The organism is Fredinandcohnia onubensis, assembly GCF_002734215.1.
In the GTDB taxonomy this organism is placed as follows: Bacteria; Bacillota; Bacilli; order Bacillales; family Bacillaceae_L; genus Ferdinandcohnia; species Ferdinandcohnia onubensis.
In genome coordinates this window covers 1-22,235 of record NZ_NSEB01000006.1, presented here as the reverse complement: position 1 = coordinate 22,235, position 22,235 = coordinate 1, and the positions used below count along the sequence as shown (strand labels likewise).

Sequence of the window (22,235 nt, the reverse complement as noted above, 5' to 3'; positions counted from 1 at the left end):
GATTCCTCCTAATAATAGATTCAAATTTCCACCAAAATACAACCCTAATGGCAGGGGTTGTATTTTATTTTTTTTGAGAAGTTCACAATTCTCCATGTTCAAATAAAGTTCACAAATATTTTTTTAAAAAAAGAAGGAGTTTGTAGATATTTGTTGAAATATGTTACCTGCAAGAGAAAAAAATAAAAATATGAGTTCAAAAAGGAGTGAATTATTTGAGTGAAATCGAACAGCTCGGTGACCAATTGATCGAGAATGCTTGGTCAATGAATGTATCAGATATCCATTTTGTTCCGAAAATCAACGATGCCGTGGTCCAATACCGACTCGATAGCGATTTGTTCAATAAGCAAACCATTCCAAAGGATGTTTGCGAACGGTTAATTTCCCATTATAAATTTCTTGCTGGAATGGATATTGGAGAAAGGAGAAGACCACAGAACGGTGCAATTACCTTAAATCTAAAAGGCATAACCATTAACCTTCGATTGTCTACACTGCCCACACCTTACAACGAAAGTCTAGTCATACGTATCCTACCTGAAACACCAACCTATTCTCTTGCAAATCTATCGCTTTTTCCGACTATGACAACTAAACTTCTTTCACTATTAAAACATTCACACGGGTTAATTATTTTTACTGGACCAACAGGATCAGGCAAAACAACCACCCTCTATTCCTTACTGCACGCAACGAAGAAGCTTTTCAACCGAAATATCATTACATTAGAAGATCCCATTGAAAAACAAAGTGAAGATGTTCTACAGGTTCAGGTGAACGAAAAAGCCGGAATCACATATGCACATGGCTTGAAGGCTATTTTGCGTCATGATCCCGATATTATCATGGTGGGCGAAATTAGGGATTCAGAAACGGCAAAAATTGCTGTGCGGGCAGCTCTCACAGGTCATTTGGTCCTCACAACTATGCATACTAGAGATACAAAAGGTGCGATTTATCGGCTGTTAGAATTTGATGTATCCTTGCAGGAAATCGAGCAAACGTTAATAGCAATCGCAGCACAAAGGCTTGTTGACCTCAAATGTCCATATTGTGAAGGTAAATGTTCCCCACAATGTAAAAAGTACCGAAAAGTAAGACGAGTGGGGGTGTACGAGCTTTTGAATGGACATGCCCTGAATGAAGTAATGAAGGAAGCAAGGGGAGACAAAGCCGAATACCGATACGAAAAGTTAAGAGACGTTATTAAAAAAGGAATTGCCCTTGGATACTTATATCCCGATGCGTTAGAAAGATGGGTTGTCAATGATACCAAGGAAAAGAAATAAGAATTGGACCTTAAAGGAACAATCATTATATTTGAGTAGAATGGGTAATTTACTTGATCAAGGCTATTCCTTTGAACAAGCCTCACAATTCCTGTTGTTCCAGTTGCCGAAGAAACACAGCAGGGACATTGAAGTAATCATTGAAAGCTGTAAACAAGGTGAATCCTTATATTCTGCCTTTAGTAAGGTGGAATTTCATAAGGATATACTCGGTTACTTGTATTTTGCCGAGCAGCATGGCGATATTTCATTTGCCCTCCGTGAAGGAAGCACAATGTTGCAGAAAAAGATTACCCATTTTGAAAAAGGAAAAAAATTAATTCGCTATCCACTTGCTTTATTATTGTTTGTTGGATTTATGTTTACTATGATTGAAAAAATCCTTTTACCACAATTTGAAAGCTTATTTACCTCGATGAGTTATGAACAGACGATGATTTCCAAACTTTTATTAAGGCTCCCTGAACTAAATCGAAATTTACTCCTCATTGTCGGTTTACTAATGATCATTGGCCTCACTTACTATATTCTTCATTTTCAAAAACTTACCCCAGTTGAAAAAATGAAGCTACTCTTAAAGATTCCCATTTTAAAAAAAGTAACGATCATGTTTAATTCACATTTCTTTTCCGTGCAACTTAGTAATTTATTAAAAGGTGGATTATCGATCTTTCAAGCGTTAACCATGTTTGAACAGCAGCTTCACTCGCCTTTTTTTCGAGAGGAAGCAATAGAAATGAAACAGCTTCTAAGAGCGGGTAATCGTTTCGAGGACATTTTGAGAGTGCGAGAATATTACGAGGCAGATTTAGCAATGGTTATTTTACATGGCCAATCTAACGGAAATTTAGCCAGCGAACTCCAGCATTATAGCCAATATGTAATGGAAAAAGCCGAGGAAAAGGTAACAAAATTATTAGCAATCGTCCAACCAATCTTATTTGCGACTATCGGAATTATCATCATGTTGATGTACGCCGCCATCATGGTTCCGATGTTTCAACTTTTAAATGGAATATAGAAAGGAAGATGTAGATGAAATTGAAAAATCAAAAGGGGTTTACCCTTGTGGAAATGTTAATAGTGTTATTAGTCGTATCGATTTTGCTTTTGATAACCGTGCCCAATGTGACGAAGCATAATTCAGTTATTAAAAATAAAGGGTGTGATGCACTAGTGAAAATGGTTGAAGCGCAGGTGCAGGCGTATGAGTTGGAAAATGACAAGACCCCAACAGAACAAGATTTAACGGATGAAAAATATCTTAAAGATGGCATCCCAGCTTGTCCAAATGGTGACACCATTACAATTGATGGAAACGGAAAAGTTGCACAAGTTGAAAATACAGCCTCTACTCAACCATAAAGGCTTCACCCTAATCGAAGCCTTAGTTGTCCTATCAATTGTGATTGTCATTTCCTCGATAAGTCTTCTGCAGCTAAGACCACTACATGAATCCAAAAAGATAGATCATTTTCTGGAACAGCTGCAAAATGATATTTTTTACAGCCAACAATATGCGATCAGCCATAATGAATCAACAAGGCTTTATTTCAGTGCAAGCGGGTCGTATTATGAGCTTAGCAGTGCGAAATCAAATGATGTGGTATTTGTTCGAAAAATTAACCCGACGATTCGGATCGTTATTACCACACTTGGGTCGAGGTTAGTTTTTACAAGTAATGGGAATATTCAGCGGTCCGGGGAGATCTGGTTTTTGTATAAGGATACCAAATATACTGTAACGTTCTTGTTGGGAAAGGGTAGGTTTTATGTTAGTAAGGAATAAACGAGGCTTTACATTAGTAGAGATGCTCCTTGCAGTCTCGATTTGGCTTATGCTTTGTGCAACACTCCTTCCCCAACTATTACTTATCATGACAGAACGAAAAAACACTGAAATCTATAATCTGGGAAGACAATTATTATCAGAGGAGCTCAATAAGGACTACAACGGTGATGAATCAAATATAGATAGGGTCATAAAAAACGGGGTTACCTATCTTTTTTCAAAAACATTTAATGAGGAGCTTCAAAAATGGGAGCTTTGTATTACATGGGAGGACAAGCTCTCAAAAACGTACGAAAGATGTGGATACCTTAATGGTGAATAATGACAAGGGCTTTACTTTGGTTGAGATGTTAGTAACTTTTTCAATTTTGCTAGTCATTCTTTCATTTATTACACCATTTCTTAGTGTCGTGTTCCGAGACAATAATGAACAGTTCAATATACTTGAATGGCAAATTTTAATTCAACAAATGAAAATGGAAGTGCGTGAAGCAAGTGAAATTACTGTATCAAAAAATAGTTCAGTGTTCTTTAAAAATGCGGCCGGTGAATCAGTGAGTTTCGAAAAATACAATGACAAAATAAGAAGAAGGGTAAACGGAAAAGGTCATGAGGTGTTACTTCAGCAAATAACGGGTGTAACATTTGAGTCGAAAACAAATGGTTTTTTAATTTCAGTTGTAACCGTTGATGGGAAAACGTATCAAGCCGTTATTTCGGCATTCACTACAGTGGAGGTTAAGGATGCATGAAAAATGAACAAGGTTTTATCCTTCCTGTTACACTTGCGATATCTTTTTTATTTTTTCTTGTGTTCACGTTTCAAGTAAATGCGTATTTGACGGAAAAAGGTTTTTCAAAGGAGACAGAGGAAATATTCATCTTGGAGAACCTAATGCAACTAGGCGTTGAGGAGATACGGGCTAAATTAAAGGAAGATGTAGAAAGCTCAGGAAGAACTGGTTCTCTTAACTTTCCAACCGGTACAATATCGTATACTGTTGTGCCAATAACGACAACAACCTCTCAAATTACCATCTCTTGTACAACAAAGGAACAGCGCAAATATAGTGCACGCTTTGTATATGATTATGAGAAAAAAGTGATAGGTTCTTGGATTGAATTACGTTAAGACAAACATGGATGTTTTTGTTATAATTTAGAAAAATCGAGTGGACGCATATGAGGCCGCATTTTTAGGAGAGTAGAGAAATGAAAGCCGTTTATTTAACAGGATTTATGGGAGCAGGAAAAACAACGATCGGACAAAAACTCGGACAAGTCTTACACTTGCCGGTGATTGATACGGATCAATTTATTGAAGAAAAGATAGGAAAAAGAATTGCGGATATTTTCTCAGAAAATGGTGAGCAAACCTTTCGAAACTATGAACGCTTATTTCTAAAAGAAATACCAACAGATGATATGGTGATAACAACCGGTGGTGGAATTGTCATTCAGGAGGAAAATCGTCAGTGGATGATGGAAAAAGGTCACGTAATTTTCTTATATTGTGACATAGAGAAAATCTTTGAACGTGTTCAGTTTGACCCAACTCGACCATTGTTTGATTCAGAGAAAAAGGACAACACAAGTAAACTTTATAGTGAGCGAATGCCTTTTTACAATGAAGCACATTATAAAGTTGACACAACTGAAAAAAATCTAGACGAAGTTGTCGATGACATAGTGTCGTGGTTACATTTGCAAAAAGATGGAAATAATAATATCAGTTAAGGTCTCCGGCGGATGCCACAGATTTTCAAAGGAAGTTCGAGCAAGCTCGAAAAATCTGGGCACAAATACGCCAAGGCGCATTTGATTAGAGGCAGGTGTTATTATGTCTACAAACGATTATGTAAAGTTTGTAACCCAACAGATTGTCAAGACTTTAGACCAGCCAAAAGAAGTACGTAAGGCTACAAAAAAGCAGCGTAAGGAAGAACAACCCCCATTAACCAATCGGTGGTTTGGAATTATGCCGCTTGCGGTGTCCCTCATGTTCAAAAAGAACAAAAAAGAAGAGAGCTGACAGAGTCATATTGTCGGCTCTCTTTTTTGATTAATACCAGAAACCGCCGCCATAAGGGTAGAATGGTGGGCGATAAAATGGATATCCTCCATAACCACCATATCCTCCATAGAAATATGGATTGAAAAGGGCACTTCCAACAAGTCCTCCAACTAATCCCCCAACTAAAGGTGCTCCCCAAAAAAACCGGCCAGGTCTGCCATATCCATATGGTCTTCTATATGGTCCCATCTAATTACCTCCTGTTTTTAATCTCCCACTACGGGCACGGGATATTTCTTTTTACCGTGATTGGGCTAGAATTGCTCCTTATTCTTGCCTCACTAACATGGATATGTAACCATAGGCTAGAAGTAGTGGGCGTTTGTCTACATTTTGAAAATAATTTCGTAAACCAGATTTCATGGAATATCGTTTCTATTCACAAGAATTTGTTAGTATGGTAGAGTAATAGGTACTTAAAGTGTAGGAGTGACAGGTTAAATGACTACAAAAAATGAAAAAATCGTTGATCAATTGAATCGACCTCTACGTGATTTGCGCATTTCTGTCACAGATCAATGCAATTTCCGTTGTTCGTATTGTATGCCTAAAGAAATCTTTGGAGATGATTATCAATTCTTAAGGCAAGGAGAATTATTATCTTATTCTGAAATAGAAACGTTGACAAGAAGCTTTGTCAAACTTGGTGTGCAAAAAATTCGGTTAACAGGTGGAGAACCGTTAGTTCGAAAAAATGTCCATGAGCTCGTTGAGCGTTTAACTCATATAGAAGGTATTGAAGATATTGCCCTCACGACAAACGGCATATTCTTGCCAAAATATGCAAAACAATTGAAAGAAGCGGGGCTACAGCGTGTTAATGTTAGCCTTGATGCAATGGATAACGATATTTTTAAAGGAATGAATGGTCGTTCCGTAGGAGTGAAACCGGTATTAGCGGGGATTGAAGCAGCACAGGAAGCTGGACTTCATGTAAAAATGAATATGGTTGTCCGAAAAGGAAAGAATGATTCGCAGATTCTTCCGATGGCTCGATTTTTTAAAGACAAAGGAATCACCCTTCGTTTCATCGAATTTATGGATGTTGGAACGACAAATGGTTGGAATTTTGATCAAGTCGTTTCGAAAAAGGCAATCCATGACTTAATCCATAGTGAAATGCCATTGGAGCCTGTCGATGCCGATTATTATGGGGAAGTAGCGAAGAGATATCGTTACGTAGGTACAGATGTGGAAATTGGTTTCATTTCATCTGTTACAGAATCCTTCTGCTCAAGCTGTACCCGAGCACGAATTTCCGCAGATGGAAAGCTCTATACATGCCTATTTGCAACGGCGGGCCATGATTTAAGATCATTAATTCGTTCAGATGTATCTGAAAATGAGATTGATGAAACCCTTAAGTCGATTTGGCAAGTAAGACGTGATCGATACTCAGATGAACGAACCGAGGAAACTGCGAAGAAACGTAAGAAAATTGAAATGTCTTATATAGGTGGATAAATGGAAAAGAGGTGCCTTATTTCGGCACCTCTTTTTGTAATAATCATGCTGTAGATTTTTCGGTTCTACCTGACCTAACTAACCAGCGGTGGATAGGTATCTCAACTAATGTAATAACAAGGGCTGTTAGGATTGCGCCCCAAAGGGTAACCCTAGCACCATCGTAAAACAAGGAAAGAAAATATACTACCAGGGCTGCAGTAACAAAATCGGCAATATCTGTCATCACCGTTGTATCTCTTCTAAGCATCGCTTTCTCCATTAAATAACCAAGAATGGCTAACAGTACGCCAATCCCGATTGGCTGATACCATGCAACTAAATCAACACTATCAAAAATGCCAGAACAAATGGCTACTATTAAAGGTAACAAGATTAATTTCATAATAAAGTTAGTCATATCCTTCACACCTCCTTTACCCCATATTTTTTACATAATAGATGGATTATATGTAAATGCACTATCGGTCTGTTTCCACAACGGTAATATTTTTAACTCGTTCAGTCTCTGGTTCAAACGTAATATTCACAATAACACCGAATTCACGATTATCCTCTTTCAGCCAAAGCTTAAAACGTTCAACATACATCACATTCTTCTTATGTCTTCCAACGTGTAAGTAATCAACAATTTGAGCGGAGGGATAACGTTTCTGTGTCTCCTCCATCGCAAGCTTTCCCCATTTTGCATACTCTGGGACTGGCTTTTTTTGCTCAGCAGAAATAGCTGCAGAGTCATTGTCGATAAAAACAGTCGGGGTTAATAACAAACAGAAGCAACATCCAATCAAAATCTTGCGCAACACACACAGCACCTCACTTTTACTTTAGATTTCCCTGCGGTAGGAAAATTTATACAGCTTAATGGAAAGGTATGGTATTATGAGAAAAAAGGGGGAGTGCTAATGGGCAGGCTACTTAAAATAACGATTGGATTTCTTATTTTACTTGCTCTGATTGGCTGTAGTAATGAAAGCAATACTGCAAAGAAAGCAGATGGTGTGCTGACTCCGGTCAAACAAAATGAAAGAAATACACAAATAATTAGTTCACTCGGGTTCGATACACTTTTAATGTACGACCTTAAAATAAAAAATGAAGATATAAAGATGATTCATGTTTGGGTTGAGCAATATAAAAATGGAGAAAAACAAGAGGATATTGCACGTGGGGCGACAGCAACAAACGAAGATATGACATTGGCCGCTGCCAAAATGAATTTTAACTTGAAGGACAACACTACATATGCACGGTGGACATTATCGATGACAGACGGCACAGGTTCTTCCACGATGCAGTCCCCAGTTCTGGAAGTTGATACCTCGATTGGCACCGCTCAAACTCAGATCGTTGATAAAATAAATATTGAAGCAGAAAAGCCACAAGTACTTGCGTTAATAGTTAAGGATGGATCAAACGGTATACAAGTTGGCTTGGATGAAGATGTTATTGAAGACACAGTAAAAGAAAATGATGAAGTGTATATTGTAAGGGTAATGATTAGCAAAACAGAGGATTACGAATAAAAAGCCATCTATAGCAGATCGCTTTTTTTGTGTGACGGTTCTGCATGATTTGGTACTTCTACGCGCATATTAACTTTATGTGAAAAGTTAGCAGGTAGGAGGAAAATCATGCGGAAACGAATTTTTATTTTTGCGATTTTGCTACTTAGTTCATTATTACTTGTTAGTTGTAAAGGTGACGACAAGGCGAAAGAACAAGAGAAAAAAGAAGATCCAAAAGCAACCAAAATTCAACAAGCTGACGAACAAATCATGAATCTGGGCTCTTTGGGCTTTACAACCGAAGACCTCGTTAAAAATTGGAATGAAGCCCAAACAGAAATGAAGGATTCCGACAAAATTGAACAATTGAATGTAAGAAATGGCGAATTTAAACACGATGTCAACAACGGAATGATTCTTGAAGGAATCGTAAATGAAACAACTAATGAAGTCGTTCGTTTATCAATCGTGAAAAAAGACATAGAATCAGACAACCTCAGCACTACGTTAGATAAATATGAGGACACAATTGCTGCATTCTTCTTACTGGTTGCCGTAACAAACACAGAAGAGGCTGTAAAAGAAGAGGACATCGGAAAAGTCACATATAAATTGGGGCTCCTTCGCGACAAAGATAAAAAAATCAACGGAACTGCAACACTAAACAACATCACATATAAAGCCCAAGAAAATGAAAGAGGTTTGGTGTTATCAGCTGTTGAGAAGACGGATTAAATGGAAAAAGCGACCTGGGAGTCGCTTTTTCTCAACTAATGGTTTGTCTTGTATGGAAAAATGCCTCTACTTCTTCAATTGTAACTCCAAGGTTTTTAGCTTCTACCAATAACTTGACCCATTCCTGGTCTAGTGTTTCCTGAACTGAAGTAAGTATCATTTCTTCCCCCCATTATGATTCGTTGAAATAACATTCAACTCTTCTTGCCCATTCTGCCAGTTGCGAAACTGGATGAACTGTTGAAATTCTCGAAAGTCCTCTTTACTTAACCCATCGTCAATTGCTTGTTGTAAAAGTTTCGTCCATTCCCCGTCAAGTTCATAATGATTGTCCTGGTCTTCCCCTAACAAATATTCAATACTTGTATCTAGTGTAGTTGCAATCTTTGATAAGAATTGTAGAGAAGGATTCTTCTGTACATCTCGTTCAATATAGCTTAAATACGATTTTGAAACACCTGCACGCCTAGCTAGCTCTGTAATTGAAAGCTTCCTTTGCTTTCGCAAATCTTTAATCCTAGATCCTATCATCTTCTTTCTCCTTAATTAAAAGAATCTTTCTGTATGTTCATTATAAGAAACATTTTGTTCTTTATAAAATTACAAGATAGTAAGGAAAAAGGAGGTATTTCGAGAAAACGAACGGTAAACGTTCTTTATTGAGAAAATATGGCTTATTTTGAGATTTTTCAAAATTAGTGCTAATGGATTATACTCAGACTATCGGTTCGGTAATAAGAACAAAAACGAACGAAATACATAAACCAAAAGGAAGTTGATGAATATGAAAAACAAATATTCCAACTTCGTTCTTAATAAAATACATAAAGTAATGCGTTCACTGAAAAGAACGAATGAGGAGGGTGGAACAGTGAGGCACTCAAGATTGAGAAAGTTTGGGAAGCGGGGAAGAACATTAGCTCTGTTAGCTCAGATCGCTGCGATATGGTATTTGTCTTTTGCAATGGTTTCATACCTTACAACAGATACTGGGGCTTATTTTAATGATGTTGAAACATATTCGTTTGGTATTAAAGCAGAATGGGAAGATAAGGAACCAGAGTATCCACCGTCTGATAACGATTGGGGAAATAGTTCTTTAAAAGAGGTTAGTCAAGGTGGTAGTTGTTCTCCGGAAAATGGCATTTTTGCTAGCTTTAAAAATACTGGTGAAAGTGTTGATCATGAACTTACAAGATATGAAATTTACTGGAGTGAAACAGAGGATAATGTTAAAAATGGTGAAATCGTAAAAAAAGGTACATTTCCAATTCCAGATAAAGGAGAGGTTTATGAAATCCATTACCAACCAGAAAAAAATGGATTTTATAAATTTAAAGCTTATCATGAAGTTGGTCATGCAAATGGAAATAATGGAGACGATAAAGGTCCTTGGAGCGGAACAATACATGTAACAGATTGTGTAGACCAAGAAGATGGTGAAGGGGACACTATACCTCAACCTACTGATGAAGTTGCTCCTGCAGAAATAATAAGTTTAAATGGAACTCCTACTAGCGATTCTATTACTTTATCTTGGAATAATCCAGCTGATTTAGATTTTAAACATGTTAACGTCTATCGTGATGGAAATTTAATCGAAAGTAATATTACAAGTGAAATTTATGAAGATACGAACTTAGAACCAAATAAGATATATTCCTACAAGATTACTACTATTGATGAGACTGAAAATGAATCCGCAGGTATAACAATTGAAGTTACAACAATTGCAATCGACAATATACCTCCTAATGAGGTCTTAATTCAAAAGGTGAGTCGAAGTGGAAAAAGCTCTAACTTAAATTTATCTTGGAAAAACCCAACCGAGGATTTCAGCTATGTGAGAATCTATATAGTAGGTCAAGAAAAACCAATTAAAGATAATATAACAAATGAGGAAATAAAAAATTTGGATGTTGGAACTCAGAATCCGGTTACTTTAAAAATTACAACTGTAGATAAAATGGGTAATGAGTCTGTAGGAATTACTATTGGGCCGTTTATAATCGAATAAATATATTGGTGGTGTAAAAATGATGACGAAAAAAATATTGAAGATTACTAGTAACGCTATATCAGTGATACTTTTTCTACTCTTATTAGTAATGGTTTTTGTAGTAATCTCCTCCAAAGCTTCTGGAGGAGAGCCTCAGATATTTGGATATCAACTAAAAACAGTTCTCTCTGGTTCTATGGAGCCGACATTCAAAACAGGGTCAATTATTTCAGTTAAGCCAGTCGAAGACAAAACAGGCTTAGAAAAAAATGACGTAATAACTTTTATACAAGAAGATAAAAGTCTGGTAACTCACAGAGTAATGGAAGTAATTGAGAATAACGGTTATACCACATATAGAACAAAGGGCGACAACAATGAAGATATGGATATTCAGCCCGTTTTAGCCGAGAATGTAGTAGCAGAATATACAGGATTTACAATACCTTATGTTGGTTATCTTATTAACTTTGCTCAATCAGGAAAAGGAACAGCGATTTTACTAATCATTCCAGGTATCTTATTACTCGGATATTCCGGACTCTCAATCTATCAAGCTATTAAAGAAATTGAGAAGAATAGCAAACCGCAAGATAATGGACGACCCGCTTGAAATTACCGGTTGAACTCCTTATGAAAACATAAGGTTCAATATAAAAAAATTACATACCCCAAAACGGGGGAGAAACCAAGGAGGAAGAAAAATGGGAATTAAGAAGAAATTAGGTTTAGGAGTAGCTTCAGCAGCATTAGGTTTATCATTAGTTGGAGGGGGAACTTGGGCAGCATTTAATGATGTTGAGAAAATGGGAGGAAACAATATAACTGCAGGTGTACTAGACTTAGGTATTAACCCAGACTCAGAACTAATTAGTCTTGAAAAGCTAGTGCCTGGTGATACAATAACTAGAAGTTTTAAAGTTGCAAATAACGGTAATGTGGATATAAAACAGGTTTTATTAGATATCAATTCATCGAATTGGGTAGATAAAACAACAAAAGATGGTAAAGGGGCAGGTAATAGTAAAAGAGATTTCCTTTCTCAATTTGAAGTAACATTATTCTCTTCAGATGGGTTTCCTGATGGATCAAGAGGTAGAGATTTATTAGAGGGAATAACAGGAACTGGTGTTGATGATAAAGGAAGAACATTTATCTCTTTAGCAGATTTAGAGGATCAAGCTGATGGTTCTTATGATATTACTCGAGGAACAGGTTTGCCTAATGGAAACACAGATGAGGATGGTAAAGATTTTGACAAAGTTTATCTAACTATTGAATTTGTTAACAAAGACCTCAAGGATGCTGATGGTGAACAACATCAAAACAAATACCAAGGTGAAGGTGCAGATATTGAGTTTGTGTTTGAAGCTATTCAAAGAGATGGTGTAGAAAGAGTCAATGGAGTACCTGCTGATTCTGGAGCTAATGATTAATAATTAATTTATCTCAAAATGTTAGTGAAAGGTGGTTTATACCACCTTTCTAATTACTGAGTTGAAATGATTGTGTTTTTTATAATAAATTAGGTGAGGGCTACTATGAAACTATTTACAAATATACTCACATTTGGAGTAATCGTTTATTTTTATTTGTTTTTCATTACTATTCAAGTATTTGCTGATTCAAATCATCAGGAAGTAATAAATATTGAAACCTCGCGTAGAAACGTGGTATTTAGTGTTACTGAAATGGTTCCAGGTGACATCGCAAGTAGAGAAATACTAATTTTCAATAAAGGATCTGAAGATTTTAATTATCTTTCAAAATCAAATTTCAAATCAGGTTCCAAAAAACTATACGAAGCACTTGTGTTAAAAATATCAAATGAAAATGAAGAAATTTTCGCTGGAAAATTAAGTGATTTCACAAAACTAAAACCCAGATACATAGAAAGTTCTGGTCAAGATAGGTTAATTTTTGTCATTGAGATGCCGTACGAATTAGGTAATGAGTATCAAGGCTTATCAAGTGAATTCGAATTTGAATTCTACGTAGAAGGTACTTTAGGTGGCGTCCTACCAGTAGACAACAAACTCCCAACAACTGGATCTGAAATGTTCAACCTTTTGGCAACCGGTGCAGCTTTACTTTTAGCAGGCTTAATCCTATTCGCTTATGTAAAAAGAAAAAAACTAGATACAAAACGTCCTTAACAAGACCTTGATTGGATAAAAAGATGAAAATCAAGGTCTACTTTGTACACGTTTTGTTCATTATAAAGAACGTTCGGTAGTTTTATTACTATTTCAGGCGAGGTCCACTATGAAACCCTTATTCATTTTTCTAGCAGCCCTAAATTTATTAGATGCTTTTATCACTCATTTTGGAATCCTAGGCGGCCATATCTCGGAAGCGAATCCGTTGATGTACACCATATACGAAATCCATCCGGTCTTATTTTTATTTATAAAAGCAATGCTTTCTTTATGTTTAATTTCACTTTATTTTATCATTCGCATTCCTGTGAATAAGTTTATTCGTTCTTTATCCTATGTAGCCACTGCTTTATACGCATATGTTTTTATCCTCCATGGCTATTGGATTACTCAAATTTTCTAAATGGAGAGTCCCTATGTATACAAAAACTTGTCCAAGATGTTATCGGCCATCCTTTAGCAGTAGTAAGCAAGGTGAATGGAACTGCCCAATTTGTAATCATAATCTCACAACATTACGTGCCCGCGATGCTGGTGAAGCATATCCTTCATCAATACATAAAAAATACCCAACTCCCCAACAATCTGAATCCCACAGTAATTCCACTTTCGATACATACATATGAAAATAAAGTTGATAAAGAAGCTAATCAAATTTCCACTTGTTGATTGAAGAGGAAGACACGAGACTCCTGCGGGAAAAGCGTGGCCAGGGGAGACACCGCAGGAGCACTAGCGACGAGGAGGCTCCCAGACCGCCCGCGGAAAGCGAGTGTCTGCAATGGAAATCAACAACCTTGTTTAAAAATAAAAAATGCTTCAGGCAACCGATGTGCCGAAGCATTTTTTATTTATTATCCATTTTCCACTTATTAAATTCTAAGAATGATCGAAATTCCTCTTTGGAAACTCCTGATTTCATTGCCTCGCGTACAAGTCTAGTCCATTCTGAATCAAGTTCTACACTTTCAGGTTCTGATTGTTCATGGAGTAATTCATTGACTGTTACTCCTAATACTGTAGATATTTTTTCGAGAAATTGGATAGAAGGGTTTGATTGGAGATTCCGTTCGATAGAGCTCAAGTATGATTTGGCAACTCCAGCGCGATCTGCTAGTTCAGATAGAGATAATTGTTTTTGCAAACGAAATGTTTTAATACGTTGACCAATCATTCTTTCTCACCTTCCTTCATATACCTATTATAGCATATAACGAAGAAAATGTTTTATAATAAGAACACAAAAAACTGAAAAATAAAAGAACCCGTTGTCACCGAGTCCCTCGCATCCTTATGTTTCCAATCCGTAGCCTAAATATTATTATTTGTATAGAGAAGGTCCGTTATGCTGGTTTACTTTGGAGGAAAGCTTGAATATCCTGGACGCTCATTCCCATCTCCACTGCTTCTAAAATAAGGTCGATCCAATCTTGATCCAATTGCTCATCTTTGTTTTGAACTTCATTTAACATTTCGTTTCCTCCCAAAATACAATTAGTATTCCAGGCAGTCCAGCCGTCTTAATTGTTACGTCCAATCTTAGACCTGTGACTTTGCGTCCCTATTTTTCAATAGGTTTGCCTTTGTCTGTTCGAACCTAAGCCGTCTACCTAAAACGATAGTCCCTTATGTATAGAACCTTTGTATTACATTTAGAAGTATAAAACATGAAAATAAAACTTTCTGTAAAAATCTGTCGATGTCAAAATATTTACAAAAGATAAATAATAGTCCGTCCGTCTAAGCGGATTTTGGCTGTTTTTTACTATTTGTGTAGAATAAACTCGAAGGATAGGGATTTAGACCTATGAAATGTAAACTTGATGAAGCGAATGGTTAATACTTAGTAGTATTCTAATGTGTTTTTATGTAAAATCACCATAAAAATGTAAGGTATTTGTCGAACGATTTCTTCTGAAATACCCTCACAAAAAGATAACCTACCCTCGGAAGTGAGGATAGGCCATTTTTACATCGTGTTTTGACAAAGATAAAACAACCCGCCATTGATAATTTCGACAAGAACTTTCGGTTCGTATTGATCTTTGAGTGCTTCTTTTTCAATTTCATAGCTTTCTGGTTTTTCGTCGATTCCTTCATAAAAGGAATCTAACAAGGCTAAATCTTCGTTCCAGCGTTGCCTTGCTTCATCTGCCCAAGAGTGGTCCTGCGTTTCAACATACCCTCTCACATATTGCTGGAGACGGTTAATGCCACTTTGTGGTTTAACAAGAGGTGACATTGTATAGGTGTGATCAGGTATTTTCGGAGTAAGCGGCAACTTTTCAACCTTTTCTTGAAAATCTTCAACAATGATTCCATTAATAAGCTGCAATCCAAGTGACATCAGCACATCACGCTTGCGGTCACTTTTATATGAAATTTTCACATTCAACCCGAGCCAAGGGTAAAGAGGGGTATTTCCTTGAACACCGAGTGGTGATTGCTGATACAAGCGAATATAGCTTGCAAGTTTTTTTGTTGATTCAAAAATTTGATGTAAACGGGGGGCACCAAAATGAATAAAGTCGCCCTTCACATTGTCAGGCGTTTGGTCCCGATCTGTAATTAATGTAAGCTTCATCGGATTTGGGGTTCCACCTGTTTTTTCTACATATGTCCAATAAAAAGGTCGGTTCATTAATTGCTTATCTAAATCAACTGTTAATTGTACGGTCATATATCCGGGATGACGTTCAAGAATTTCACAATGGTTTGACACAAAATAATTCTCGAGAAAGTTAACTATTTCCTGTTGCTGCATGCTGCTCACCACCATTTTGTTCTTCAAAGCTTATGATAGAAGTTAAATTTTCCATCTTAATTTTCATTTCACCCTCACTGCGCGAACGAAGCATGATGTCCTGAATATGGTCCTCAATGTTTCCGAGATCCAATCTTGTTAAGATATCATCCAATTGTCCAATGACACGTTCAAACAGATTAATTTTTTCATATAATAGCTTTAAAATATGCTCTTCAACTGTATTCTTCGTTGCGAAATTATAAATATGAACATCCTTTTCCTGACCTAGGCGGTGAATACGCCCAATCCGTTGCTCAAGTCTCATTGGATTCCACGGGAGATCATAATTGATAATATGGTTACAGAATTGTAGGTTAATTCCTTCGCCACCAGCTTCTGTTGCAATCAGCACTTGGAACTTTCCTTTAAACAATTCTCGCATCCAATCCTTTTTCCCGCGTTTAAATCCACCTCTAAAAGGAACAGATGAAATTCCATTTTGCTGCAGGAACCATTGTAAATACATTTGGGTTGCACGGTATTCGGTGAATATGATGACTTTATCATCGATTTGCTTGATTAATTCAACCGCTTTTTCCGCCTTAGAATTTTGAGTAACCTGTTCCACCTTTTTCATCAGGCCAATCACCATATCCTCTGGAACCGCACTACTTCCGTCTTCATTCTTTTTCTCAAGCATTTTTTTTAACGTAAAGTAGACAGCTTCACGACTACTACAAGCTTCTCTTTGTAAGGTTAAAATCGAGAACATACTGGATGCAAAGCCTGAAAAGCTAGACCGATAGGCAGAAATAGCATCATATAGTTCCTGTTCAGTCTCAGAAAATTCAATTGGCACTGTTTCTACCTTGCGCTTTGTCCATTCGATTCCAGTATCATCACGGCGATTACGAATCATTACCTTATTCACTAATTCCTTCAAATGCTCATGGTCATCAATTGAACGACTTTTCTTTCCGAATGATTCCTCAAAATTCTCCTGATTCCCTAAGTGCCCAGGCTTCAGCAATGACACAAGATTAAAAATTTCATCGATCCGGTTTTGAATCGGAGTAGCTGTTAATAGTAAGCAAAACTTCTTTTTTAAGTTTTGAACAAATTCATAGTTTTTTGTTTTGTTGTTTTTTAGCTTGTGAGCCTCATCGATAATGATCAAATCATAATCCTGTTCATACACGATTTCCCGATGTGGACTTCTTTTTGCCGTATCGATAGACGAAACAATTACATCATATTGCTCCCACATATAGCTCTTTTTTTGCTGAACCGCTGGAATATAAAACTTCTGATTTAATTCCGAAGCCCATTGTGACACAAGGGATGCAGGCACAAGGATTAATACCTTCTTCACCAGTCCACGAATCATATATTCTTTCAATATGAGGCCGGCCTCTATCGTTTTCCCGAGCCCAACCTCATCGGCTAAAATGGCTTTTCCGTTCATTTTTTCTACCACTTGCTTAGCAACTTCAAGCTGATGTGGTAGTGGTGTTAGCTGTGGTAAATGCTTAGGAGCCTGAAGTCCTTCGAATTCAGGTATCGACTGGTGTTTTTCTACTTCATATGCAAGTTTATATAACTCCCAGTTCGCCCAAGGACCGTCATCGTCAATTCGTTGCAGAAAGTCACCTTGCCACGACTGATCAAATTCAAAATCGACATTCATAAAATTACAGTCCTTTCTTAGTAGATATATTATATAGAAGAAAGTAAGGTCTTTTATAAAACCCGAACGTTTTTCTAAAAAAATAAATTAATGTTAAGAAAATAAGTTATTGCCCAAATCTCTAGATGATGGTAGGATGAAGGTAGTTAGAAAACGCTTCTCCACGCTATTCAGTAGGGATTAGCAAATTATATTAAATGATAAAATAAGAGCTTTTGGGCTTGGACATGATAAAATTTCCATAGTCGTTTTGTTAGTATTACCAAAAAAATGAAAAATATGAAGACCGCGAATGAGAACAAGGGGAGAGACTACATTTTTGTAGCGCCGAAGGAGCAAGCAAGCCGATTGTGAATCTCTCAGGCAAAAAGACTCTTGTTTGACGCAACTCTGGAGAGAGCCGATTAACGGCCACCAAAGGGGCAAACCTAAGACTTATAAATTTTTAGGTAAACTTTCAGGTGCAAGGACAGAGACTTCACACTGCTGTGGAGTTTATCTGTCCTTTTTTGCATTTTCAGAATCTTTTGGTTATGGTGCAAAAACCCAAGTAGCTTACTAAAATGATCAATTTTAAGGAGGAATTCGGTTGTCTGAATTAAAACGAACACCATTATTTGATGAATATCAAAAGCATGGCGCCAAAACAATTGATTTTGGTGGATGGGATCTTCCAGTCCAATTTTCAAGTATTAAAGAGGAACATGAAGCGGTTCGTACAAAAGCAGGTCTTTTTGACGTTTCACATATGGGTGAAATTGATGTGAAAGGAAAGGACAGCTTAGCTTTTCTCCAAAAAATGATGACAAATGATGTTTCACTTTTAAAAGATGGCGCAACACAATATACAGCAATGTGCTATGAAAACGGTGGAACGGTTGATGACCTACTAATCTATAAAAAATCGGATGACCACTACTTACTCGTTGTAAATGCTTCAAATACAGACAAAGATTTTGACTGGTTAAAACAGCATGTCTTTGGTGATGTAGAAGTCATAAACATCTCAAATGAAATCGGCCAAATAGCAATTCAAGGGCCGCTAGCTGAAGTAGTTTTACAAAAGATGTCAAACACAGACTTAAGTGAAATCAAGTTTTTTAAATTCCAAGACGATGTCGAAATCGCTGGAAAGAAAACACTTGTGTCGAGAACAGGTTACACAGGCGAAGATGGTTTTGAAGTCTATTGCCAAGCTGAAGACACAGCTGCGTTATGGAATGCTATTTTAGAAGCTGGTGAACCTGAAGGTGTTTTACCATGTGGGCTAGGTGCACGTGATACATTACGATTTGAAGCAAATCTTGCGCTTTATGGTCAAGAACTTTCAAAGGATATCACGCCAATCGAAGCAGGAATCGGCTTTGCGGTTAAGCCGAATAAAGAGGCCGACTTTATTGGAAAAGAAGTGTTAAAACAGCAAAAAGCAGAAGGTGCTCCACGTAAAATCGTAGGAATTGAAATGATTGACAAAGGGATTCCTCGTCATGGCTATGAAGTATATGTTGAAGATGAGCAAGTGGGTGAAGTTACAACCGGAACCCAATCGCCAACTCTTCAAAAGAATATCGGGTTAGTTCTTATTAAATCAGAGCATGCCGAACTAGGAAAAGAAGTTGAAGTTCAAGTTCGTAAAAAACGCCTTAAAGCAGTAATAGTTGCAACACCGTTTTATAAGCGACCAAAAAAATAAATGGATAATTGGGAAAGGGGTACATCAATGAAACATCGTTATTTACCAATGACGGAACAAGATAAAAACGAAATGCTTCAGTCAATCGGCGTATCTACAGTCGATGAGCTTTTTAATGATATTCCAGAAAGTGTTCGATTTAAAGGCGAATACAACATTAAGAAGGCAAAATCAGAGTCTAGTTTAATGAAGGAACTTTCAGTACTAGCAGCAAAAAATGCTGATTTACGCCACAATGCTTCCTTCTTAGGTGCAGGTGTATACGATCACTACATGCCAGTCATTGTTGATCATGTTCTTTCTCGTTCAGAATTTTATACAGCATATACACCATACCAACCTGAGATTTCTCAAGGTGAGCTACAAGCGATTTTTGAATTTCAAACAATGATCTGTGAGTTAACTGGAATGGACGTAGCAAACTCTTCTATGTATGACGGTGGAACTGCACTTGCAGAAGCAGCGATGCTAGCTTCTGGTAGTACAAGAAATAAAAAAGTTTTAGTTTCACAGGGAGTGCACCCAGAATCAAGACTAGTACTTGAAACATATGCTAAGGGCCAATACATTGAGGTTGTTGAAGTTCCAACAAAGAACGGTGTTACTGACGTTGAAGCATTAAATTCTCTAATGGATAACGATGTAGCTTGTGTTATTGTTCAATATCCAAATTTCTTTGGTCAAATTGAACCATTAAAAGAAATTGAAACTGTTGCTCATACAGGTAAAAGCATGTTTGTTGTTTCAAGCAACCCATTAGCACTTGGGGCTTTAACACCTCCTGGAAAACTTGGTGCTGATATCGTGGTTGGGGATGCTCAACCATTTGGTATCCCAGCGGCATTTGGTGGACCACACTGTGGATATTTTGCAGTAACATCAAAACTTATGCGTAAAGTACCTGGCCGTTTAGTTGGTCAAACAGTAGACGAACAAGGAAAACGCGGCTTTGTATTAACACTTCAAGCACGTGAACAACATATTCGTCGTGACAAAGCTACTTCAAATATTTGTTCGAACCAAGCGCTTAACGCATTAGCAGCATCGGTTGCGATGACAGCATTAGGCAAAAAAGGTGTAAAAGAGATTTCAACACAAAACATTCAAAAAGCTTATTATGCTAAACAACAATTTGCAGCAAATGGTTTTGAAATTGCATTTGAAGGACCATTCTTCAATGAATTTGTTGTAAAAGTAGGTAAATCAGTTAAAGGAGCGAATGCTCGTTTATTAGAAAATGGAATTATCGGTGGATATGATTTAGGTCGTGACTACCCAGAATTAGAGGGTCATATGTTAGTAGCAGTTACTGAGCTTCGTACAAAAGAAGAGATTGATACTCTTGTAAAAGAATTGGGGGATAGCCATGAATAAGCAAGATCAACCATTAATTTTTGAACTAACTAAGCCAGGCCGAACTGGTTATAGTTTGCCAGATTTAGACGTACCTGAGATCAACATTGCTGAAGTTATCCCTAGTGACTATCTTCGAGTAGAGGAGCCAGAACTACCTGAAGTATCAGAATTAGATATCATGCGTCACTATACAGCATTGTCCAAGCGTAATCACGGGGTGGACTCAGGATTTTATCCATTAGGTTCATGTACAATGAAATACAATCCGAAGATAAATGAAAATGTTGCACGTTTCAATGGATTTGCTCACATCCATCCATTACAAGATGAAAGTACTGTCCAAGGTGCAATGGAATTAATGTATGACCTGCAAGAACACCTAAAAGAAATCACTGGTATGGATGAAGTTACCCTTCAACCAGCGGCTGGTGCACATGGTGAGTGGACTGGTTTAATGATGATCCGTGCATACCATGAAGCAAATAACGATTCAGCTCGTACAAAAGTAATCGTACCTGACTCTGCACACGGTACAAATCCGGCATCTGCAACAGTTGCAGGTTTTGAAACCATTACAGTAAAGTCCAATGAAGATGGACTAGTTGATTTAGAGGATTTACGTCGTGTAGTTGGACCAGACACTGCGGCATTAATGTTAACAAACCCTAATACATTAGGTCTATTTGAAGAAAATATTCTTGAAATGACAGAAATCATTCACTCTGCCGGTGGTAAAGTATACTATGACGGCGCAAACCTAAATGCGGTATTAAGTAAGGCGCGCCCTGGAGACATGGGATTTGATGTGGTTCACTTAAACCTACACAAAACCTTTACTGGACCACATGGCGGTGGGGGACCAGGTTCTGGCCCAGTCGGTGTGAAAGAAGATCTAATAGCTTACCTTCCAAAACCAGTACTCGTTAAGACAGAAGAAGGCTATCAGTTTGATTATAACCGTCCACATTCTATTGGACGCGTAAAACCTTACTATGGAAACTTCGGAATCAATGTTCGTGCATATACGTACATTCGTTCAATGGGACCAGATGGACTTAAAGCTGTAACTGAAAATGCGGTTATCAACGCAAACTACATGATGCGTCGCCTAGAACCATATTTTGACCTACCATATGATAGACATTGTAAACACGAATTTGTCATTTCAGGTAGACGTCAAAAGAAATTGGGTGTTCGTACATTAGATATTGCAAAACGATTACTCGATTTTGGATATCACCCACCAACAATCTACTTCCCATTAAATGTTGAGGAATGTATGATGATTGAACCAACTGAAACAGAATCTAAAGAAACATTGGATGACTTCATCGAAGCCATGATCCAAATTGCAAAAGAAGCTGAAGAGAATCCAGAAATCGTTCAAGAAGCGCCACATACAACAGTCGTAAGTCGACTTGATGAAACATTAGCAGCTAGAAAACCTGTTTTACGATTCCAAAAACAATAAATATATATAGAAGAGACTCGACCTAATTTGGATGAGTCTCTTTTTTACCATAAATTACCGTGGTATAAACTATTGAAAAATATACGGAGGACTGATAATATAGATTAAGTCATCACGACAACGTGATTGATTGAGTCATAACTAATAAAGAAGAAAAATTTCTTGAAAAAGTTGTTGACATGAAATGTTGTTAGATGATATATTATTAAAGTCGCTTTTGAGCGACGGTAAAAAAGTTCTTTGAAAACTGAACACAATA

At 37.2% G+C, this 22,235-nt stretch carries 28 protein-coding genes, 1 pseudogene and 2 riboswitches; of the genes and pseudogenes, 20 read left to right on the top strand and 9 right to left on the bottom strand.

Features of this window, described 5'->3' with window-relative positions; all coding sequences use genetic code 11:
• The first annotated feature begins 215 nt into the window (after positions 1-215).
• The 9 genes from comGA (at position 216) to CKK03_RS06945 (ending at position 5,116) form a co-directional block, all read left to right on the top strand.
• Complete coding sequence (gene comGA, locus CKK03_RS06985) at positions 216-1,292, top strand: competence type IV pilus ATPase ComGA (protein WP_099361909.1); 1,077 nt, start codon at positions 216-218, stop codon at positions 1,290-1,292.
• On the top strand, positions 1,270-2,313 hold the full coding sequence (gene comGB, locus CKK03_RS06980; protein WP_099361908.1) for a competence type IV pilus assembly protein ComGB: 1,044 nt from the start codon (positions 1,270-1,272) through the stop codon (positions 2,311-2,313). Before comGA ends, comGB begins: the two co-directional genes overlap by 23 nt.
• A gap of 14 nt (positions 2,314-2,327) precedes the next feature.
• The gene (comGC, locus tag CKK03_RS06975; RefSeq protein ID WP_099361907.1) at positions 2,328-2,657 is read left to right on the top strand and encodes a competence type IV pilus major pilin ComGC; all 330 of its coding nucleotides are present in this window, start codon (positions 2,328-2,330) and stop codon (positions 2,655-2,657) included.
• Positions 2,620-3,081: a competence type IV pilus minor pilin ComGD gene (gene comGD, locus CKK03_RS06970; protein WP_180271189.1), complete on the top strand. Its 462-nt coding sequence runs from the start codon at positions 2,620-2,622 to the stop codon at positions 3,079-3,081. The genes comGC and comGD overlap by 38 nt, the downstream gene beginning before the upstream one ends.
• Positions 3,065-3,406 carry a type II secretion system protein gene (locus CKK03_RS06965; RefSeq protein ID WP_099361905.1) on the top strand — a complete coding sequence of 114 codons (342 nt, stop codon included), beginning with the start codon at positions 3,065-3,067 and terminating at the stop codon, positions 3,404-3,406. The genes comGD and CKK03_RS06965 overlap by 17 nt, the downstream gene beginning before the upstream one ends.
• Entirely contained in the window at positions 3,396-3,836 is a 441-nt protein-coding gene (gene comGF / locus CKK03_RS06960) for a competence type IV pilus minor pilin ComGF (protein ID WP_180271202.1), read from the top strand. The genes CKK03_RS06965 and comGF overlap by 11 nt, the downstream gene beginning before the upstream one ends.
• Positions 3,833-4,216, top strand: a complete 384-nt coding sequence (comGG, locus tag CKK03_RS06955) for a competence type IV pilus minor pilin ComGG (protein ID WP_099361903.1) — start codon at positions 3,833-3,835, stop codon at positions 4,214-4,216. The genes comGF and comGG overlap by 4 nt, the downstream gene beginning before the upstream one ends.
• Before the next feature lie 80 nt (positions 4,217-4,296).
• A complete protein-coding gene (locus tag CKK03_RS06950) occupies positions 4,297-4,821 on the top strand; it encodes a shikimate kinase (protein ID WP_099361902.1) in 525 nt (174 codons plus the stop codon).
• A 103-nt stretch (positions 4,822-4,924) separates the two neighbouring features.
• On the top strand, positions 4,925-5,116 hold the full coding sequence (locus tag CKK03_RS06945) for a YqzE family protein (protein WP_099352285.1): 192 nt from the start codon (positions 4,925-4,927) through the stop codon (positions 5,114-5,116).
• A gap of 30 nt (positions 5,117-5,146) precedes the next feature.
• Here CKK03_RS06945 and ymaG read toward each other — a convergent pair.
• Positions 5,147-5,326, bottom strand: a pseudogene (gene ymaG, locus CKK03_RS06940) (inner spore coat protein YmaG); the annotation flags it as partial.
• Positions 5,327-5,599: 273 nt separating this feature from the next.
• Here ymaG and moaA point away from each other — a divergent pair.
• A complete protein-coding gene (moaA, locus tag CKK03_RS06935) occupies positions 5,600-6,622 on the top strand; it encodes a GTP 3',8-cyclase MoaA (protein WP_099361900.1) in 1,023 nt (340 codons plus the stop codon).
• 43 nt (positions 6,623-6,665) lie between these two features.
• On the opposite strand, the gene CKK03_RS06930 is transcribed toward moaA, so the two are convergent.
• Positions 6,666-7,022, bottom strand: a complete 357-nt coding sequence (locus tag CKK03_RS06930; RefSeq protein WP_099361899.1) for a DUF2512 family protein — start codon at positions 7,020-7,022, stop codon at positions 6,666-6,668.
• Positions 7,023-7,083: 61 nt separating this feature from the next.
• Positions 7,084-7,428 carry a YqzG/YhdC family protein gene (locus CKK03_RS06925; protein ID WP_425432847.1) on the bottom strand — a complete coding sequence of 115 codons (345 nt, stop codon included), beginning with the start codon at positions 7,426-7,428 and terminating at the stop codon, positions 7,084-7,086.
• A 99-nt stretch (positions 7,429-7,527) separates the two neighbouring features.
• Here CKK03_RS06925 and CKK03_RS06920 point away from each other — a divergent pair, with 99 nt between their 5' ends.
• Both CKK03_RS06920 and CKK03_RS06915 read left to right on the top strand, forming a co-directional pair.
• Complete coding sequence (locus tag CKK03_RS06920) at positions 7,528-8,148, top strand: YgaN family protein (RefSeq protein ID WP_099361897.1); 621 nt, start codon at positions 7,528-7,530, stop codon at positions 8,146-8,148.
• A gap of 108 nt (positions 8,149-8,256) precedes the next feature.
• Positions 8,257-8,865 carry a ligand-gated ion channel gene (locus CKK03_RS06915; RefSeq protein WP_099361896.1) on the top strand — a complete coding sequence of 203 codons (609 nt, stop codon included), beginning with the start codon at positions 8,257-8,259 and terminating at the stop codon, positions 8,863-8,865.
• A 31-nt stretch (positions 8,866-8,896) separates the two neighbouring features.
• Here the strand turns inward: CKK03_RS06915 and CKK03_RS06910 are convergent, their stop codons facing one another.
• Positions 8,897-9,025, bottom strand: a complete 129-nt coding sequence (locus CKK03_RS06910) for an anti-repressor SinI family protein (protein ID WP_099361895.1) — start codon at positions 9,023-9,025, stop codon at positions 8,897-8,899.
• Positions 9,022-9,396, bottom strand: coding sequence for a helix-turn-helix domain-containing protein (locus CKK03_RS06905; RefSeq protein WP_099361894.1), 375 nt, complete (start codon positions 9,394-9,396; stop codon positions 9,022-9,024). The genes CKK03_RS06910 and CKK03_RS06905 overlap by 4 nt, the downstream gene beginning before the upstream one ends.
• 253 nt (positions 9,397-9,649) lie before the next feature.
• Here CKK03_RS06905 and tapA point away from each other — a divergent pair, with 253 nt between their 5' ends.
• From tapA to CKK03_RS06880, 5 genes are all read left to right on the top strand, one after another.
• Positions 9,650-10,882: an amyloid fiber anchoring/assembly protein TapA gene (gene tapA / locus CKK03_RS06900; RefSeq protein WP_180271188.1), complete on the top strand. Its 1,233-nt coding sequence runs from the start codon at positions 9,650-9,652 to the stop codon at positions 10,880-10,882.
• Positions 10,883-10,904: 22 nt separating this feature from the next.
• Positions 10,905-11,477 (top strand): signal peptidase I SipW, encoded by a 573-nt coding sequence (sipW, locus tag CKK03_RS06895; RefSeq protein ID WP_099362269.1) that lies wholly within the window; start codon positions 10,905-10,907, stop codon positions 11,475-11,477.
• A gap of 91 nt (positions 11,478-11,568) precedes the next feature.
• On the top strand, positions 11,569-12,300 hold the full coding sequence (locus CKK03_RS06890; RefSeq protein ID WP_099361892.1) for a TasA family protein: 732 nt from the start codon (positions 11,569-11,571) through the stop codon (positions 12,298-12,300).
• 105 nt (positions 12,301-12,405) lie between these two features.
• Positions 12,406-13,020, top strand: coding sequence for an LPXTG cell wall anchor domain-containing protein (locus CKK03_RS06885; protein ID WP_099361891.1), 615 nt, complete (start codon positions 12,406-12,408; stop codon positions 13,018-13,020).
• A 109-nt stretch (positions 13,021-13,129) separates the two neighbouring features.
• A complete protein-coding gene (locus tag CKK03_RS06880; protein ID WP_099361890.1) occupies positions 13,130-13,426 on the top strand; it encodes a DUF5658 family protein in 297 nt (98 codons plus the stop codon).
• A gap of 444 nt (positions 13,427-13,870) precedes the next feature.
• Here CKK03_RS06880 and CKK03_RS06875 read toward each other — a convergent pair whose 3' ends face one another.
• The 4 genes from CKK03_RS06875 to CKK03_RS06860 all read right to left on the bottom strand — a co-directional run bounded on the left by CKK03_RS06875 (position 13,871) and on the right by CKK03_RS06860 (position 17,456).
• Complete coding sequence (locus CKK03_RS06875) at positions 13,871-14,197, bottom strand: helix-turn-helix domain-containing protein (RefSeq protein ID WP_099361889.1); 327 nt, start codon at positions 14,195-14,197, stop codon at positions 13,871-13,873.
• A 169-nt stretch (positions 14,198-14,366) separates the two neighbouring features.
• A complete protein-coding gene (locus CKK03_RS06870; protein ID WP_099361888.1) occupies positions 14,367-14,495 on the bottom strand; it encodes an anti-repressor SinI family protein in 129 nt (42 codons plus the stop codon).
• A gap of 30 nt (positions 14,496-14,525) precedes the next feature.
• Positions 14,526-14,615: riboswitch (cyclic di-GMP riboswitch) on the bottom strand.
• 377 nt (positions 14,616-14,992) lie between these two features.
• Positions 14,993-15,787 carry a YqhG family protein gene (locus CKK03_RS06865; RefSeq protein WP_099361887.1) on the bottom strand — a complete coding sequence of 265 codons (795 nt, stop codon included), beginning with the start codon at positions 15,785-15,787 and terminating at the stop codon, positions 14,993-14,995.
• Positions 15,765-17,456 (bottom strand): DEAD/DEAH box helicase, encoded by a 1,692-nt coding sequence (locus CKK03_RS06860; RefSeq protein ID WP_099361886.1) that lies wholly within the window; start codon positions 17,454-17,456, stop codon positions 15,765-15,767. Before CKK03_RS06860 ends, CKK03_RS06865 begins: the two co-directional genes overlap by 23 nt.
• Positions 17,457-17,748: 292 nt before the next feature.
• Positions 17,749-17,841: riboswitch (glycine riboswitch) on the top strand.
• Positions 17,842-18,045: 204 nt separating this feature from the next.
• On the opposite strand from CKK03_RS06860, the gene gcvT reads away from it, so the two are divergent.
• Genes gcvT through gcvPB form a run of 3 tightly spaced genes read left to right on the top strand, consistent with a single transcriptional unit; the run spans position 18,046 to position 21,976 of the window.
• Positions 18,046-19,149, top strand: coding sequence for a glycine cleavage system aminomethyltransferase GcvT (gcvT, locus tag CKK03_RS06855; protein ID WP_099361885.1), 1,104 nt, complete (start codon positions 18,046-18,048; stop codon positions 19,147-19,149).
• Positions 19,150-19,176: 27 nt separating this feature from the next.
• Positions 19,177-20,523, top strand: a complete 1,347-nt coding sequence (gene gcvPA / locus CKK03_RS06850; RefSeq protein ID WP_099361884.1) for an aminomethyl-transferring glycine dehydrogenase subunit GcvPA — start codon at positions 19,177-19,179, stop codon at positions 20,521-20,523.
• The gene (gene gcvPB, locus CKK03_RS06845; RefSeq protein WP_099361883.1) at positions 20,516-21,976 is read left to right on the top strand and encodes an aminomethyl-transferring glycine dehydrogenase subunit GcvPB; all 1,461 of its coding nucleotides are present in this window, start codon (positions 20,516-20,518) and stop codon (positions 21,974-21,976) included. The genes gcvPA and gcvPB overlap by 8 nt, the downstream gene beginning before the upstream one ends.
• Positions 21,977-22,235 lie beyond the last annotated feature (259 nt).